16 protein-coding genes and 1 tRNA gene are annotated in these 15,012 nt (G+C 59.3%); 15 read left to right on the forward strand and 2 right to left on the reverse strand.

The window, feature by feature from the left end; translation table 11 throughout:
- Nucleotides 1-71 precede the first annotated feature (71 nt).
- The 8 genes from AC097N_RS05690 to AC097N_RS05725 all read left to right on the forward strand — a co-directional run bounded on the left by AC097N_RS05690 (nucleotide 72) and on the right by AC097N_RS05725 (nucleotide 5,531).
- Nucleotides 72-290, forward strand: coding sequence for a hypothetical protein (locus AC097N_RS05690; RefSeq protein WP_479579775.1), 219 nt, complete (start codon nucleotides 72-74; stop codon nucleotides 288-290).
- 100 nt (nucleotides 291-390) lie between these two features.
- The gene (locus AC097N_RS05695) at nucleotides 391-648 is read left to right on the forward strand and encodes a hypothetical protein (protein WP_479579776.1); all 258 of its coding nucleotides are present in this window, start codon (nucleotides 391-393) and stop codon (nucleotides 646-648) included.
- The gene (locus AC097N_RS05700) at nucleotides 641-898 is read left to right on the forward strand and encodes a hypothetical protein (RefSeq protein WP_479579777.1); all 258 of its coding nucleotides are present in this window, start codon (nucleotides 641-643) and stop codon (nucleotides 896-898) included. Before AC097N_RS05695 ends, AC097N_RS05700 begins: the two co-directional genes overlap by 8 nt.
- A gap of 109 nt (nucleotides 899-1,007) precedes the next feature.
- Nucleotides 1,008-1,745 carry a hypothetical protein gene (locus AC097N_RS05705; protein ID WP_479579778.1) on the forward strand — a complete coding sequence of 246 codons (738 nt, stop codon included), beginning with the start codon at nucleotides 1,008-1,010 and terminating at the stop codon, nucleotides 1,743-1,745.
- 76 nt (nucleotides 1,746-1,821) lie between these two features.
- Complete coding sequence (locus AC097N_RS05710; RefSeq protein ID WP_479579779.1) at nucleotides 1,822-2,046, forward strand: helix-turn-helix transcriptional regulator; 225 nt, start codon at nucleotides 1,822-1,824, stop codon at nucleotides 2,044-2,046.
- Nucleotides 2,043-2,378, forward strand: a complete 336-nt coding sequence (locus AC097N_RS05715; RefSeq protein ID WP_479579780.1) for a hypothetical protein — start codon at nucleotides 2,043-2,045, stop codon at nucleotides 2,376-2,378. The genes AC097N_RS05710 and AC097N_RS05715 overlap by 4 nt, the downstream gene beginning before the upstream one ends.
- Nucleotides 2,353-2,634, forward strand: coding sequence for a hypothetical protein (locus tag AC097N_RS05720; protein ID WP_479579781.1), 282 nt, complete (start codon nucleotides 2,353-2,355; stop codon nucleotides 2,632-2,634). Before AC097N_RS05715 ends, AC097N_RS05720 begins: the two co-directional genes overlap by 26 nt.
- Nucleotides 2,631-5,531, forward strand: a complete 2,901-nt coding sequence (locus tag AC097N_RS05725) for a DUF927 domain-containing protein (RefSeq protein WP_479579782.1) — start codon at nucleotides 2,631-2,633, stop codon at nucleotides 5,529-5,531. Before AC097N_RS05720 ends, AC097N_RS05725 begins: the two co-directional genes overlap by 4 nt.
- 1,005 nt (nucleotides 5,532-6,536) lie before the next feature.
- On the opposite strand, the gene AC097N_RS05730 is transcribed toward AC097N_RS05725, so the two are convergent.
- Nucleotides 6,537-6,621: transfer RNA gene (locus AC097N_RS05730), tRNA-Leu, on the reverse strand.
- 40 nt (nucleotides 6,622-6,661) lie between these two features.
- On the opposite strand from AC097N_RS05730, the gene cysM reads away from it, so the two are divergent.
- From cysM to AC097N_RS05745, 3 genes are all read left to right on the forward strand, one after another.
- Complete coding sequence (gene cysM, locus AC097N_RS05735; protein ID WP_479579783.1) at nucleotides 6,662-7,564, forward strand: cysteine synthase CysM; 903 nt, start codon at nucleotides 6,662-6,664, stop codon at nucleotides 7,562-7,564.
- A 76-nt stretch (nucleotides 7,565-7,640) separates the two neighbouring features.
- A complete protein-coding gene (locus AC097N_RS05740; RefSeq protein ID WP_479579784.1) occupies nucleotides 7,641-8,171 on the forward strand; it encodes an NUDIX hydrolase in 531 nt (176 codons plus the stop codon).
- Nucleotides 8,172-8,217: 46 nt separating this feature from the next.
- Complete coding sequence (locus AC097N_RS05745) at nucleotides 8,218-8,445, forward strand: sulfurtransferase TusA family protein (protein WP_479579785.1); 228 nt, start codon at nucleotides 8,218-8,220, stop codon at nucleotides 8,443-8,445.
- Between the two features lie 54 nt (nucleotides 8,446-8,499).
- Here the strand turns inward: AC097N_RS05745 and AC097N_RS05750 are convergent, their stop codons facing one another.
- Complete coding sequence (locus tag AC097N_RS05750) at nucleotides 8,500-11,403, reverse strand: valine--tRNA ligase (RefSeq protein ID WP_479579786.1); 2,904 nt, start codon at nucleotides 11,401-11,403, stop codon at nucleotides 8,500-8,502.
- 348 nt (nucleotides 11,404-11,751) lie between these two features.
- Between AC097N_RS05750 and AC097N_RS05755 the strand changes: the two genes are divergently transcribed.
- The 4 genes from AC097N_RS05755 to yaaA are packed head-to-tail and all read left to right on the forward strand — an operon-like array spanning nucleotide 11,752 to nucleotide 14,982.
- Entirely contained in the window at nucleotides 11,752-12,174 is a 423-nt protein-coding gene (locus tag AC097N_RS05755) for a rubrerythrin family protein (protein ID WP_479579787.1), read from the forward strand.
- 23 nt (nucleotides 12,175-12,197) lie between these two features.
- A complete protein-coding gene (locus AC097N_RS05760; RefSeq protein WP_479579788.1) occupies nucleotides 12,198-13,547 on the forward strand; it encodes a heterodisulfide reductase-related iron-sulfur binding cluster in 1,350 nt (449 codons plus the stop codon).
- Between the two features lie 8 nt (nucleotides 13,548-13,555).
- The gene (locus tag AC097N_RS05765; protein ID WP_479579789.1) at nucleotides 13,556-14,146 is read left to right on the forward strand and encodes a DUF3501 family protein; all 591 of its coding nucleotides are present in this window, start codon (nucleotides 13,556-13,558) and stop codon (nucleotides 14,144-14,146) included.
- Between the two features lie 56 nt (nucleotides 14,147-14,202).
- Entirely contained in the window at nucleotides 14,203-14,982 is a 780-nt protein-coding gene (gene yaaA, locus AC097N_RS05770; RefSeq protein ID WP_479579790.1) for a peroxide stress protein YaaA, read from the forward strand.
- The last annotated feature ends 30 nt before the right edge of the window (nucleotides 14,983-15,012 follow it).

A 15,012-nucleotide genomic window follows, 5' to 3' on the forward strand; every position in this document is an offset into this window, starting at 1 on the left:
GTTTTAATCATAATTGTACGAATAAGTAGAATTTGTGCCACAATAAACTCATTCAAAAATGAGGTGTATCAATGACCCCCGAACAGTTCTCAACCGCCCTCGACGCATTGCATTGGAAGCAATCAGACTTTTGCCGAAAGACAGGGGTGAATAAGTCCACGCCCTCGAACTGGATGACGGAGCGCACGCCCATCCCGTTGTGGGTTGACGCGTACCTTGGGGCTATGCAAGACCTTGCAGCGTTGCACAGCAAGTATCTTTCGACCGGCAAGGCCAGCACCAGCGAATGACCCCGCGAAGCCCTGGCGCGTTTACCAGGGCAAAAAGGCGGCGGGGCCAGTGTTACAACCACTAGCCCCGCCTGACCACACCGCAAAGGATCCTTGCAACATGACTACCAGCACTTTAACCCTGACCCACATTGCAGACAAAGTAAACCGACAGGCTGAGCGTCTGATGATGATGAAAGAACTAACGCGCCTGGCTATCGAGTCATTGCCATGCAGCACCGACAGTGATGTGCCGCTGGCACTGCTCAACGGGGTGCAAGAAATTCTGAGCGTCGACGCGGAAAATATGTATCGGCTGTTTGAAAGCTTGGGCAGCAAAGCCGAACACGCCTCCTCAATTGAGGTGGCGCATGCGTAAGCCAGCCCCCGCCCTCGACGCCTCGCGACCAGACACATTGCAGCAGGTTGCGCACGATGCCAACGGTTTTTATTGGGAGGCCCACTCTCTACTTCATGCCGCTGAACTGATTGCTGAAAAAATTCAAGACGATGAAGGCATCACGGAACTTCAGACGCTGATAAAGATGGCATCCATGAAGGTGAGTGAAATGCAGAATTGCTTCAATCCTTACATCAGATCAAAAGATCAAGCGTCGTTGAACGCTTGAGAAAGTTTTGCCACGCCTACCCCGTGCCTGATCCGCAAGCGGGAAAAGTCGGACACCTTCACCGGCCTGGCGTGGCACCCAATGAAGGCCACACCTGAAGGGGTGTTCTGTGACCGATTCGAAGATTAAAACGCTTCACCTGATCTGTAAATCAGCGGAACATATAGAGCCAGTAAATCTAGCGCTCAAGCAACTAAAAAGCCTTCACGAATGGGCAAACCAATCAAATAGTTCGCCACTCAACGACAACGATGTTTTAACGGCTGTGGCAGGCTTCCACCCTGATGGACGATATGACCCGGGCACCCGCGCATTAATCAGTGGCGGCAATTTGTCGGGTGTTTGGCTACAGTATGAAATGTGTGATTTTGAAGCAAGCAAGTTTGAATTTTGGACAAAATTGGCCCTTGCTAAAGGTTATGACTCCTGGGCAGATATGAGTCCTGTTGATCACCGCAAGACGGCATTGCTCATCACTGCGCAACTTGCCACCTACGAAGGTGAACTACTGCAACTTGAGGCACAAAACGAAACCTGTAACACGCATGAAATATGGCGGCGTTTGTATTGGTTTACTAGATTTTTCAGGGCGTGGCAGCGTATTTTTATTGGGTTCACACCTTCGCAATTTAATTCCTTGGAAAAAAAAGCCAAAACGGCACGTTCCTGGAAGCGTGCCGCGTGGAGCTATTACGCCGACAAGATTTCCAAAAAACCAAACCTATCTGTGCGCACTGTTGCGACTAATTTTTCAAATCAGCGCGACGGTGAAATAAGTTCTCACGAAGTACAGGTCTATCTCGGAAATCGGTTGAAACTTTTAAAGGGAATGAAAAGCAACACATAAATTAACTGTTGGGCGACGTTCACCCAACACGCATCGATGGATTCAATCGGTCATGTTCAACCACTAAGGACCCAACATGAACCAAGTAAATCCAATAACGCCCGCCCCTGAATCTCTTTTGCGCTTGCCCGCTGTAGTCGCAAGAGTAGGACTTCAAAAATCTAGCATTTACGAGATGATGGGCCGTACCCCGCCCGCATTTCCCCGCCCCCTGAAGTTATCCCGCAGAGCGGTCTGTTGGAACTCGTCTTCCATCGATGATTGGATTCAAGAGCGCATCAAAGCAGGGGCTCAATCATGAATCACGGCGTGCAATACGTGCAGGAGCAAGCAGTGAAGGCGGCCGCGCTTCGCCTACGAAAAGCGGCAACCTTCACAGCCCTGAACATCAAAAACCCGGTGTTTCAAAAGCGCATGGGCAAGGGCGCTGCATCGGTGCTGGTGCGTTTTGAATGGCCCGGTGTACTGTCCGTGCTTGACCCCGACACGGGCGAACTGTTGGCGGTGTCAGAACACGGGCGGCCTGATGTTTTGCAAGCTGGCTTTGTGCCCCCTTTGCCCGCTCTGGCCGGTGCTGTGCGTCCTGGTAGTTTGCAAGGCGGCCGCAATGGGCACCAACACGCCACAAACTGACAACCGCCCGGCCCAAGCTGCCCGCGTTGCTGGCTATCTGGAACAACACCCCGACACCACCGCAAAAGAGATCGACTCGGCGTGTGATGTGGGATGTATTTCAAAGGTGCTTTCAGACATGCCCCGCATGGGCTATGGACTGCGCAAGGCCTGGCGCAGCGTGACGTGTGCCGGTGGCAACCGAACGCGAGACGTGCGCACGTACGCACTGACATACCGCCCAACAACCCAGCCCGATTTGTTCGCCAATCAATGAAAACCACCATCACTCAAGATCTGATCCGTTCGGCCCTGCAATATGTCCCCGCCAACCTGTCCCGTGATGAATGGGCTCGCGTGGGCATGGCGATCAAGTCGGAGTTTCCCGACAGTACCGGTTGCGACCTGTTCACCGAGTGGAGCGCAACGGCTGAAGGCTACGACCTCAAGGCCACGCGCAGCACCTGGCAAAGCATCAAAGCCGGTGGCGGTGTGGGCATTGGTACCTTGCTTCACCTGGCAAAAGAAAACGGCTTCACCTTGCCCAAGTCTGACCAGGTGGCCACTGCACCAGACCCGGAGACAACGGCCCGCCTTGCCCGTGAACGGGTTGCACGCGAACAGACTGCACGTGACCAGCAACAGGCCGCCCACGCCCGTGCCGCCAGTGAAGCGGCCTTGCTGTGGTCTTTGGCCAGCGACACCGGCGCCAGCGCCTACCTGACCCGAAAGGGTGTGCAGTCCCACGGCCTGCGCTTTGGTGCTGACGGTGGGTTGCTGGTGCCCATGCGTGACGCTGCGGGCGTGCTGTGGAATCGTCAACGCATCGCCCCCGAAAAGCCCACCCATGGGGGCACCGACAAACTATTTCTGAAGGGTGGGCGCAAGTCGGGCCTATGGCATGTGTTGGGCGATGTTGGCAGCGATGCCGTCGGGCCTGCGGTGCTGCTGATCGGTGAGGGTTACGCCACTTGCGCAAGCCTGCATGAGGCCACGCATCGCCCGGTGGCGTGTGCCTTTGACGCGGGCAACCTGGTACACGTGGCCAAAGCGCTGCACGCCCAATACCCAGCCGCTTTACTGGTGCTGTGTGGTGATGATGACGTGCAGACGTTTGCAGCCAAAGGCAACAACCCCGGCCGCGACAAAGCCACAGCGGCCGCCCGTGCGGTGCAGGGCCTGGCCGTGTTCCCGGTGGGCCTGCCCGACGGTTGCAGCGACTTCAACGACCTGCACCAGGCACAAGGCCTTGACGCGGTGCGCAGCCTCGTAGAGGCCGCCATTGAGGCGCACCAGGCCAGCCAAACGGCCGCCCACGCGGCACAGACCGACAAGGCAGGCAAGACCAGCCAGAACAAGCGGCGCAAGCCCAGCGGGTCCGATGGTGCGGACAGTGACCGCGCTTACGACCCCTTTGCCGTTGACGATTCCGGCGTTTGGTTCACGGGTGCGGACCAAGACGGTAAACGCAAACCCCCTGAATGGATTTGCAGCCGTCTGGATGTGGAAGCCCGGACGCGTGACCAGGACGGCGGCGGCTGGGGTTATTACGTAGCCTTTGCCGATCCGTTAGGCAATAAAAAGCACTGGCCCATGCCTGCCCGCATGTTGTCGGCCGATGGTGGCGAGTACCGCGCCACGCTGTTGAACATGGGCCTGCGCATCTCCACCACACCCCGCGCCCGCAACCTGCTGACCCAGTACATCCAGACCCGGGACCCCGATGAGTTCGCCAGCTGCACCGACCGCGTGGGCTGGCACAACACGGCATTTGTTTTGCCGCGTGAAACCATTGGCGACGATGCCGAACGCATTGTTTTTCAGAGTGACAACGCCATGGAAAACACATTTCGCATCAAGGGAACCCCTGAGCAATGGCGCGACCGTGTGGGGGCCTTGTGCATTGGCAATTCACGCATGGCCTTTGCGGTGGCCTGTGCCTTCGCTGGACCCTTGTTGCGCCCGATGGGCATGGAGTCGGGCGGCTTTCACTACCGGGGCGATTCATCCAGCGGCAAGACCACGGCCTTGAAGCTGGCGGCCAGCGTGTGGGGCGGTGCCAGCTACCTGCAGCGGTGGCGAAGCACCGACAACGCCCTGGAAGCCACGGCGGCCCAGCACAGCGACTGCCTGCTGATCCTGGATGAACTGGCACAAATCGACCCCAAGACGGCCGGCGAATGTGCCTACATGCTGGCCAACGAACAAGGCAAAGCCCGCGCCACCCGAGGCGGCACACCGCGCCCGCGGCAAGTCTGGCGCTTGTTGTTCCTGAGTGCGGGCGAGCTGGGCCTGGCAGATCACATGGCCGAAGGACAAAAGCGCACCCGCACCGGGCAAGAGGTGCGCATGGCCGACATTCCGGCCGATGCGGGCGCAGGCATGGGGGCTTTTGAAAATTTGCACGGCCTCGACGGTGGCGCTGCGTTTGCCAAACACATCACGGGCCATGCCCAAACTGTTTACGGCGCCCCGGGCCGCGCCTGGCTGGAATGGTTGACCACCAACGCGGGCACGCTCAAGGCCAGCATTCGCGCCAGCTCTAACGCCCTGGCGGTGCAGTTGATCCCCAAGGATTCAAGCGGGCAAGTTGAACGGGTAGGCGCTCGCTTTGCCCTGGTGGGTGCAGCCGGTGAGCTGGCCACGGCGGCGGGCCTGACCGGCTGGCCAGCGGGTGAGAGTGAGCGGGCGGCCGCTGCTTGTTTCAATGCCTGGCTGGCGGCCCGTGGCGGCAACGGCAACGGCGAAGTGGTGGCTATGCTGCGGGCGGTGCGGCGCTTTCTGGAAACCCACGGGGAGGGCCGCTTTGCGATGTGGCACCGAAGTGCGGATGACCACGCCCCCAAGACCTTGCAACGGGCAGGCGTGCGGCGCATGTTGAACTCTGACGGTGAACCCATAAAGACGGATTCAGCACACCAGCGAGAGTACGGAGAACGGATGCCAGCGGCTCTGGGTGAAGGCGTCAGCTTTGATTACTTCATCCTGGCTGAAACGTTCAGGGCTGAAGTCTGTCAAGGCTTCGACTATCAGGCTGTGTGCCGGGTGTTACTGGAGCACGGCTGTCTAACCCCTGACAGTGGCCGCCCGTTCGACTGTAGGCCGCGCCTGCCTGGCATTGGTAAGGCGACCTGTTATCACGTCACCGCCCAGATATTTGATATTGATTTGTGAGCCCTTGCCGGGCCGCCGGTGGGCGGTGGGGCGCAAGAGCTTTACCCGCGCTGCAAAACCCCGCATTTACGGCACCGGACACCATGGCAAAGCAAGGCCGCACGTCCCCGGCCTAACCCGGAAAGATTTGTCCTCACTCATGCCAGCCACTGAGGACAGACTGGGGACAAAAAACCCCAATGAAATCAACGTGTCCCCAGTGTCCTCACTGTCCTCAGTCAAAAACACGGCACCTCGACACATCAATGCCCGCTTGCCTGCCCGGCGACTAGGTTGCTGAACTGGTGGGCCGTGGCCAACACTGCGGCCCTGATTGTTTTCACTGGTTCCCCCCTCAAAGGTACTCCCGCAGCCTTTGTCCTTACGGGTCAAAATGAGCGCGAGAATTCACTGTTTCATGGTGCGCCTAAGGGGGGTTGTTTTGTTGGTGGTTGTGTTGATCGAGTTGAGCGGGTGAATGCCTGTCTGCCTTGGACTGGCCCCCACCCCCCTTCAAGGTACTCCCACGGCTTTCGATGGTACGGGCCATTTGAACCACGAGAAAACGCCAGCCCCCAGCGTTTGGAAAAGGTGAACGGTGAAGGTTAAGCCGTGATCGTGGGTTCTTTGATAGGCGCGGCCTATGGACTTTGATGCGTATCGACTGGGTGGGGGCGGGTCAAAAGTCTGGCATTCCCCGCGCCGGAAACCGATCTTCCATGTGTGCTTTTATGGGAAACAGAAACTACCCCCTGGGGGTTAGGGCGCGGCAAGGGGATGTGTGGTGTCATGACCGGGTTCATTCGGGTTTCACTGGCGAATCTGGGGGCATACCAAGAGCAAACCCAATATTTGCCCCCGGTGGAGCCTTGTGCCCCCATTTTTCGATTTCATGCCCCCAAATGTGCCCCCATGTATCCCCGGAACATGCCACACTTCGGCGCACTCTATTGCACGACGCAAAGTATGTTTTCAGAGGGGGAAAGAAAAATGCCGCACTGCTTTGCAGCAATGCGGCTTTATCTTTGGTGCCCGGGGCCGGAATCGAACCGGCACGCCTTTCGGCGCGGGATTTTGAGTCCCGTGCGTCTACCAATTCCACCACCCGGGCGACGCCTTGCACAGCCGAGAATTATGGCACAGTGTGGGCTATGAAATACAAAACAATTGAAGATTCGATCGGGAAAACACCTTTGGTGATGCTTCAACGCATCGGCGCAGAGGAGAATTCCACCCGCGGCAACGTGATTTTGGGCAAATTGGAGGGCAACAACCCGGCCGGGTCGGTCAAAGACCGCCCGGCGCTGTCCATGATCCAGCGGGCACAGGAACGCGGCCAGATCAAACCCGGCGACACGTTGATCGAGGCCACCTCGGGCAACACCGGTATTGCCCTGGCCATGGCGGCGGCCATCAAGGGTTACCGCATGATTTTGATCATGCCGGAGGACTTGTCGATTGAGCGTGTTCAGACCATGAAGGCCTTCGGTGCGGAATTGATTCTCACGCCCAAGAGCGGCGGCATGGAGTATTCACGCGATTTGGCGGAGCAAATGCAGCGCGAAGGCAAAGGGCTGGTGCTGGACCAGTTTGCCAATGCGGACAACCCGCGCATCCACTACGAGACCACCGGTCCCGAAATCTGGGCCGACACCGAAGGGCAGATCACCCATTTTGTGAGCGCCATGGGCACCACGGGCACCATCACCGGGGTGTCCCGGTTTCTGAAGGAGAAGAACCCGGCCATCAAGATCATTGGCGTGCAGCCCAATGAAGGTTCACGTATTCCCGGTATCCGCAAGTGGCCCCAAGAGTATTTGCCCAAGATTTACGATCCGGCCCATGTCGATGAGCTGGTGTACGTCAGCCAGGAAAGAGCCGAAGACATGTGCCGCCGGTTGGCGCGGGAAGAAGGTATTTTTGCCGGTATTTCGGCCGCTGGTGCCTGCGCGGTCGCGCAAGATATTGCAAAGAGCGAAACCCATGCCACCATTGTGTTCATCGTGTGCGACCGGGGGGACCGTTATCTCTCCACTGGTGTGTTTTCGGCTTGATTTTTGATAAAAATAGCCTCTAGCCCATATAGAACGTGCGCAAGTAGCTATTCATTTAATAGCAAAAAGGTGTCCCATGAATCCTGTTTTCAAGTTTTGTCCGCAATGTGCCACACCGCTGGCCCTCATCACGCAGGCCGAAGACGGGGGTGACAAAGAGCGCCTGCGTTGTCCGGCCTGTGATTACACGCATTGGAACAATCCCACGCCCGTTCTGGCGGCGGTGATTGAGTACGAAGGCCGGATCCTGCTGGCGCAAAACGTAGCCTGGTCGGGCAAGATGTTTGCGCTGATTACCGGGTTCATGGAGGCGGGCGAAACACCCCAGGGCGGCATTGCGCGCGAGATTAAGGAGGAAACCAGCCTGGAGACAAGTGAGTTGAACCTGATTGGTGTGTACGATTTTCAGCGCATGAACCAGATCATCATTGCCTACCACGCGGTATGCCACGGGGAGGTCAAGTTGTCGCCGGAACTGGTGGACTACCGGCTGTTTGAATTTGACGAGGTCAAATGCTGGCCGGCGGGTACCGGTTATGCGCTGGCCGACTGGCTTCGCACCCGTGGGTACGAGCCGCAGTTCATTGAGTTTCCCAAGCGGGCCTGAGCGCGGCCCAGGTCACTAAAATCGGTGCAACTCCAGGAAAATTTTGATGCAAATTGACAAAGAGATCGATACCCGCGGTCTGAACTGCCCGCTGCCGATTCTGAAAGCCAAAAAGGCGCTGACCCACATGGTCAGCGGTCAGACGCTGCGCGTGGTGTCCACCGATGCCGGTTCCGTGCGCGACTTTCAGGCGTTTGCCAAGCAGACGGGCAATGAATTGCTGGACCAGCAAACGCTGGGCAGCGACTTCATTCACGTCATGCGCCGGCGGTAAAACCGCCAGCAGGCCGGGTGCAGCGGCCCGCCCCCGGCCTGTTTGACTTGCGCGTCAGCCCAGTCGGGCTAGCTGGTCTTTGAGCTTGGCCACCGTGGCGCCAAAGTCAGCCATGCGTTTGCGCTCCAGCTCAATCACGGCGGCAGGGGCCCGGGCCACAAAGGCCTCGTTACTCAGCTTGCCTTCTGTTTTGGTGATCTCGCCTTCCAGGCGCGCCAGTTCTTTGCCCAGACGAATCTTCTCGGCACCCACGTCAATTTCCATGTGCAGGCAGATGCGCGCGTCGCCCACCACCGCCACAGGGGCGGCTTGAGCGGCGGCGGCCCAGGCGGCCTCGTCGTCAAACACGCGCACTTCGTTGAGTTTGGCCAGGGCTTGCAGCACGGCAGCGGATTGCTTCAAAAAGGCCGCTTCATCCGCCTGGGTGGCGATCACAAACAGGGGGAGGCGGGTTGACGGCGACACGTTCATCTCGCCACGTAGGTTGCGGCAGGCGTCCACCAGCAGCTTGAGTTTGCCGACATAGGCGATAGCCGCCTCGTCAATGCGCTCAGGCTGGCTCACCGGGTAAGCTGCAATCGACACGGATTCACCTGCACGCCCGGCTACCGGGGCCACTTTTTGCCACAGTTCTTCGGTCACGAAGGGGATGACGGGGTGGGCCAGGCGCAAGATGGTCTCGAGTGTGCGAATCAGCGTGCGGCGGGTGGCGCGCTTTTGGGCATCGGTGCCGGTCTGGATTTGAACCTTGGCGATCTCCAGGTACCAGTCGCAGAACTCGTTCCAGACGAAGTCATAGAGGGTGCTGGCCACATTGTCCAGGCGGTACTCTTCAAAGCCCTTGGCGACGTCCGCTTCGGTGCGTTGCAGCAGCGAGACAATCCAGCGGTCAGATGCGCTGAACTCCAGGTAGCCCGCTGCCGGGCCGCCCACAGCGCATTCTTCTTGGGTGTGTTCGTTCAGGCCGCAGTCCTGGCCTTCGCAGTTCATCAGCACAAAGCGGCTGGCGTTCCAGAGCTTGTTGCAGAAGTTGCGGTAGCCCTCGCAGCGCTTGGAATCAAAGTTGATGCTGCGGCCCAGCGAGGCCAGTGACGCAAAGGTGAAACGCAGTGCATCGGCGCCAAAGGCGGGAATGCCGGTGGGGAATTCCTTCTCGGTGTTTTTGCGCACTTGGGGGGCCGTTTCGGGCTTGCGCAGGCCTTCGGAACGCTTGACCAGCAACTCGGGCAGGGCAATGCCGTCGATCAAATCCACAGGGTCAAGCACATTGCCCTCGGACTTGCTCATCTTCTTGCCTTGGGCATCGCGCACCAGGCCGTGGATGTAGACGTGCTTGAACGGTACCTGGCCGGTGAAGTGGGTCGTCATCATGATCATCCGGGCGACCCAGAAGAAGATGATGTCGTAGCCGGTGACCAGCACGGAGGAGGGCAGGTACAGGTCGAAGTCTTGCGTTTTCTCGGGCCAGCCCATGGTGCTGAAGGGCACCAGCGCCGAGGAGTACCAGGTGTCCAGCACGTCTTCGTCGCGCTTGAGGGTTTTGCCGGGGGCCTGGGCTTGTGCCTCGGCCTCGTTGCGTGCGACATAGACCTTGCCGTCTTCGTCGTACCACGCCGGAATCTGGTGGCCCCACCAGAGTTGGCGGGAAATACACCAGTCCTGAATGTTGTTCATCCACTGGTTGTAGGTGTTGACCCAGTTCTCGGGCACAAACTTCACGTCGCCGCTTTGCACCGCGTCAATGGCTTTTTGGGCGATGGATTTGCCGGTCGGGTCTTGTGGGCTGACCTTGCTCATGGCCACAAACCACTGGTCGGTCAGCATGGGCTCGATCACCTGACCGGTGCGGGCGCAGCGCGGCACCATGAGTTTGTGTTTCTTGATCTCAACCAGCAACTCCAACGCTTGCAGGTCAGCCACCACTTTTTTACGGGCCACAAAGCGGTCCAGTCCCTGGTAGGCGAGGGGAGCCTGGTCGTTGATTTTGGCGTCCAGCGTCAGCACGCAAATCATGGGCAGCTTGTGGCGCTGGCCGACTGCGTAGTCGTTCTGGTCATGCGCGGGCGTGACTTTCACCACGCCGGTGCCGAAGGCTTTGTCGACGTAGTCGTCGGCAATGATGGGAATGGTGCGGTCGCACAGGGGCAGGGTGACCTGTTTGCCAATCAGGTGCTGGTAACGCTCGTCTTCGGGGTGCACCATGGCGGCTACGTCACCCAGCAAGGTTTCAGGCCGGGTGGTGGCCACCACCAGACCGGGCGCCATTTCGCCGTTGACCAGCTGTGGGCCGTCGGCAAACGGATACAGGATGTGCCACAGCGAGCCGTCTTCCTCTTCGCTTTCCACTTCCAGGTCGCTCACCGCGCTTTGCAAAATCGGGTCCCAGTTCACCAGGCGTTTGCCACGGTAGATCAGTCCCTGCTCGTAGAGTTGCACAAAGGTTTCGGTCACGGTTTTGGACAGTTTCGGGTCCATGGTGAAGTACTCGCGGCTCCAGTCCACACTGTCGCCCATGCGGCGCATCTGGGTGGTGATGGTGTTGCCGCTCTTTTCTTTCCACTCCCACACCTTGCTCACAAAGTTCTTGCGGCCCACGTCGTGGCGGCTGATCTTTTGCTCCTGCAACTGGCGCTCCACCACGATTTGGGTGGCAATGCCGGCGTGGTCGGTGCCCGGAATCCACACCGTGTTGTCGCCGCGCATGCGGTGGTAGCGGGTGAGCGAGTCCATGATGGTCTGGTTGAAGGCGTGCCCCATGTGCAGCGTGCCGGTGACGTTGGGCGGCGGCAGCTGGATGGCGAACGACTCGGCGCCGTCTTGGGGCACCCCCGTGCCACGGTGGCCGGCGTGCGCGTAGTTGCGGCGTTCCCACTCCGGTCCCCACTGGGCTTCGATGGCGGCAGGCTCAAAGGATTTGGACAGGCTGTTCAGGCCGGGTTGTTGCAGTGCGTCGGTCATGGTGTCTTTGGCTAGGGCGCCCCAGCGGCCGATAGGGCCCGCGGGAAGCAAAAGAGGCATCCTGATAAGGAGATGCCGCTGTGGAGGTAAAGCGAGGAGAACGCCATTTTATTCGACGCGGGCCCAGCGGCCGCAGGCGGGGCATTGCCGTCCATGGCATTCCCATCAAGAGCCGTATTGATTTTTATCAAATGTGGTTTTTTATAGCGAAAGGTAATGGATGGCATTGACGCAGCCAATTAGACGCCGTCGTTGATCGGGTCTAACCTGAACGGGTCTTTGGCAAAGCGGTGTCCCACTTTTTGTCCAAAGCGAGCGCGTTTTCTTTTTAACTATGAGGAGATTTCCATGGCAGCACTCAAAGGTTCGAAGACAGAAGACAACCTGAAAGCCGCCTTCGCAGGCGAGTCACAGGCCAACCGCCGTTACTTGTATTTTGCGAACAAGGCCGACGTGGAAGGGCAACCCGACGTGGCTGCCCTGTTCCGCTCGACAGCGGAAGGGGAGACCGGCCACGCGCACGGCCACCTGGAATGGCTGGAGCAGTGCGGTGACCCCGCCACCGGCATGCCGTTTGGTGCCACCCGTGACAACCTGGCCTCTGCCGTGGCGGGCGAGACCCACGAGTACACCGACATGTACCCCGGCATGGCCAGGACGGCCCGTGACGAAGGGCATGACGAAGTAGCTGACTGGTTTGAGACCCTGGCCAAGGCCGAGCGTTCACATGCCAACCGCTACACGAAAGCACTGGCCGAACTGGTGGATTGAGGCCTGAAACCAGGAGATACCCCATGGCAACCGAAGGCAACCTGTCAGCGCCCACCCGCCATCCCGTCGACTGGAAGGGGCCTGACTACTACAACGAAGAAGCCACCGTCCATGAATTGGAGCGCATCTTTGATATTTGCCACGGTTGCCGCCGCTGTGTGAGCCTGTGCGGTGCCTTCCCCACGCTGTTTGACCTGGTGGACGGGAGCACGACGCAGGAAGTCGATGGCGTTGATAAAAAAGACTACGGGAAGGTCGTCGACCAGTGTTACCTGTGTGACCTGTGCTACATGACCAAATGCCCGTATGTGCCGCCGCACGCGTTCAACCTGGACTTTCCGCACACCATGCTGCGGGCCAAGGCCATCAAGTTCAAAAAGGGCGACGTCGGCCTGGGTGAAAAGTTGCTGGCCTCGACGGACGTGCACGGGTCGCTGGCGGGCATTCCCATCGTGGTGCAGGTGGTCAATGCCGTGAACAAAACCAAGGTGGCTCGCAGCGTCATGGAGTCCACGCTGGGGGTGGACAAGGACGCCTGGTTGCCGTCGCTGGCCACCCGCAAGTTCCGCTCCAACCCGCCGCCGGCCCAGGCCACCACGGTGACCGATGGCGCCAAGACGCCTGGCAAGGTGGCGATCTTTGCCACCTGCTACATCAACTACAACGAGCCCGGCATTGGGCTGGATTTGTTGAAGATACTGGACCACAACGACGTGCCCTACGTGGTGGTTGAAAAAGAAAAATGCTGCGGCATGCCCAAGCTGGAGCTGGGTGACCTGGAATCGCTCAACGCCAGCAAGGAGGCCAACATCCCGGTGCTGGCCCGCTACGCCAAGGACGGTTTTGCCATTCTGGCCGCGGTACCGAGTTGCGCGCTGATGTTCAAGCAGGAAATCCCGCTGATGTACCCGCAGGACGCCGAGGTGCAGCGGGTCAAGGAGGCGATGTGGGACCCGTTTGAGTACCTGATGCAGCGCAAGCGCGATGGCTTGCTCAAGACCGAGTTCCCGGTGCCGCTGGGCAACGTGAGTTACCAGATGCCCTGCCATGGCCGGGTGCAGAACATCGGCAAGAAGACCGAAGAGATGCTCAAGATGATTCCGGGCACCACGGTCAACACCCACGAGCGTTGCTCCGGCCATGCCGGCACCTTTGGTGTGAAAAAGGCCACGCACCCGCAGGCCATGAAGATCGGCAAGCCCCTGTTCAAGGCCATGGCCCACATGAAGGACGGCAGCAAGCCCGACTTCATCAGTTCCGACTGCCCGCTGGGTGGGAACCACATTGCCCAAGGCTTTGAGGTGAACGGGCTGGGCGCCCCGGCCTTGCTGCACCCGCTGAGCCTGGTCGCCAAAGCCTACGGATTGAAGTGAGAAAAACCATGCAATTGACGGGCCACATCACCCCCGAGAGCCTCATGACGCTTGAGGCCTACGCCAGGTACCGCAAGGCCCACAAGCCCGCTATCATGGCGCACCGCAAGCTGCGCAGCGTGCGGCTGGGTGAGCACATCAACCTGCAGTTTGAGTCGGAGACCACGGTTCGCTACCAGATCCAGGAGATGCTGCGCATCGAGAAAGTGTTTGAAGAAGAGGGCATCCTGCAGGAGATCGACGCCTACGCGCCGCTGGCGCCCGACGGCAGCAACTGGAAAGCCACCATGATGATCGAGTACCCCGACGTGAACGAGCGCAAGCGCGAGCTGGCCCGCCTGATCGGGGTGGAGGACCGCCTGTTTGTCGAGGTGGAAGGGCAGGCCCGGGTCTACGCGATTGCCGACGAAGACATGGACCGCGAGAACGAGGAGAAAACCTCGGCCGTGCATTTTGTGCGCTTTGAGTTGACGCCGCCCATGGTGGCGGCGGTCAAGGCCGGGGCCGGGGTCAAGCTGGGGTGTGACCACACGCACTACCCGGCGCATGTCGGCATCGCGCCGGAAACGCTGGCCTCGCTGGCAGGTGACCTTCGTTAGGCAGGGTCGTGGCGCTGTCACGATAATCAGGGCTTCGTCAGGAAGCCTTTTTTATCATGCTATTTCTTCTTTCCCCGGCCAAATCGCTGGACTTTGAGACCCCGGCCGGTGACGTACCCCACACGCAGCCCCTGTTTGTGAAGCAATCGGCCGAGTTGATCGAACTGCTCAAAGTGCAGTCGCCGCAGCAAATTGCCCAGCTGATGAGCCTGAGCGACACCCTGTCGGGCCTGAACGTGGCGCGCTACCAGGCGTGGCGACCCAAATTCACCGCCAAAAATGCGAAACAGGCGGTGCTGGCCTTCAATGGCGATGTGTATGAGGGGCTGGACGCCAAAACCCTGGGTGCCGATGACCTGGCCTGGGCGCAAGACCATGTGTGCATTCTGAGTGGCCTGTACGGCGTGCTGCGCCCGCTGGACTACATGCAACCCTACCGGCTGGAGATGGGCACCCGCCTGGCCAACCCGCAGGGCAGCAATTTGTACAAGTTTTGGGGTTCGCAGTTGTCCGCCTACCTGAACGGGCGTCTGCAGCGCGACGTGTCGCCCGTGGTGGTGAACCTGGCTTCGCAGGAGTACTTCAAGGCGGTGGACCTCAAGGCCCTGAAGGCCCGCGTGGTGGAATGTGTGTTTGAAGAAGAGCGGGATGGTGGCCAGTACAAGATCATCAGCTTCATGGCCAAGCGGGCCCGGGGTTTGATGGCGCGTTATGCCGCCACACACCGGCTGGTCACGCCCCAGCAGCTGCAGGGCTTTGATACCGAAGGTTACGCGTTTGAGGTGGCGGTATCCACGCCCGAACGGCTGGTGTTTCGGCGCCGCCAAATGGTTTGAAATTTATATAAAACCAGGCTGTAGCCCTTG

The organism is Rhodoferax sp. LS1R11 (assembly GCF_056521395.1).

Coding starts and splice junctions, on each gene's coding strand:
- yaaA (WP_479579790.1), top strand. CDS start 14,203: ATGCTATTTCTTCTTTCCCCGGCCAAATCGCTGGACTTTGAGACCCCG.
- AC097N_RS05700 (WP_479579777.1), top strand. CDS start 641: ATGCGTAAGCCAGCCCCCGCCCTCGACGCCTCGCGACCAGACACATTG.
- AC097N_RS05745 (WP_479579785.1), top strand. CDS start 8,218: ATGCAAATTGACAAAGAGATCGATACCCGCGGTCTGAACTGCCCGCTG.
- AC097N_RS05695 (WP_479579776.1), top strand. CDS start 391: ATGACTACCAGCACTTTAACCCTGACCCACATTGCAGACAAAGTAAAC.
- cysM (WP_479579783.1), top strand. CDS start 6,662: ATGAAATACAAAACAATTGAAGATTCGATCGGGAAAACACCTTTGGTG.
- AC097N_RS05750 (WP_479579786.1), bottom strand. CDS start 11,403: ATGACCGACGCACTGCAACAACCCGGCCTGAACAGCCTGTCCAAATCC.
- AC097N_RS05765 (WP_479579789.1), top strand. CDS start 13,556: ATGCAATTGACGGGCCACATCACCCCCGAGAGCCTCATGACGCTTGAG.
- AC097N_RS05760 (WP_479579788.1), top strand. CDS start 12,198: ATGGCAACCGAAGGCAACCTGTCAGCGCCCACCCGCCATCCCGTCGAC.
- AC097N_RS05740 (WP_479579784.1), top strand. CDS start 7,641: ATGAATCCTGTTTTCAAGTTTTGTCCGCAATGTGCCACACCGCTGGCC.
- AC097N_RS05720 (WP_479579781.1), top strand. CDS start 2,353: ATGGGCACCAACACGCCACAAACTGACAACCGCCCGGCCCAAGCTGCC.
- AC097N_RS05755 (WP_479579787.1), top strand. CDS start 11,752: ATGGCAGCACTCAAAGGTTCGAAGACAGAAGACAACCTGAAAGCCGCC.
- AC097N_RS05725 (WP_479579782.1), top strand. CDS start 2,631: ATGAAAACCACCATCACTCAAGATCTGATCCGTTCGGCCCTGCAATAT.
- AC097N_RS05710 (WP_479579779.1), top strand. CDS start 1,822: ATGAACCAAGTAAATCCAATAACGCCCGCCCCTGAATCTCTTTTGCGC.
- AC097N_RS05715 (WP_479579780.1), top strand. CDS start 2,043: ATGAATCACGGCGTGCAATACGTGCAGGAGCAAGCAGTGAAGGCGGCC.
- AC097N_RS05690 (WP_479579775.1), top strand. CDS start 72: ATGACCCCCGAACAGTTCTCAACCGCCCTCGACGCATTGCATTGGAAG.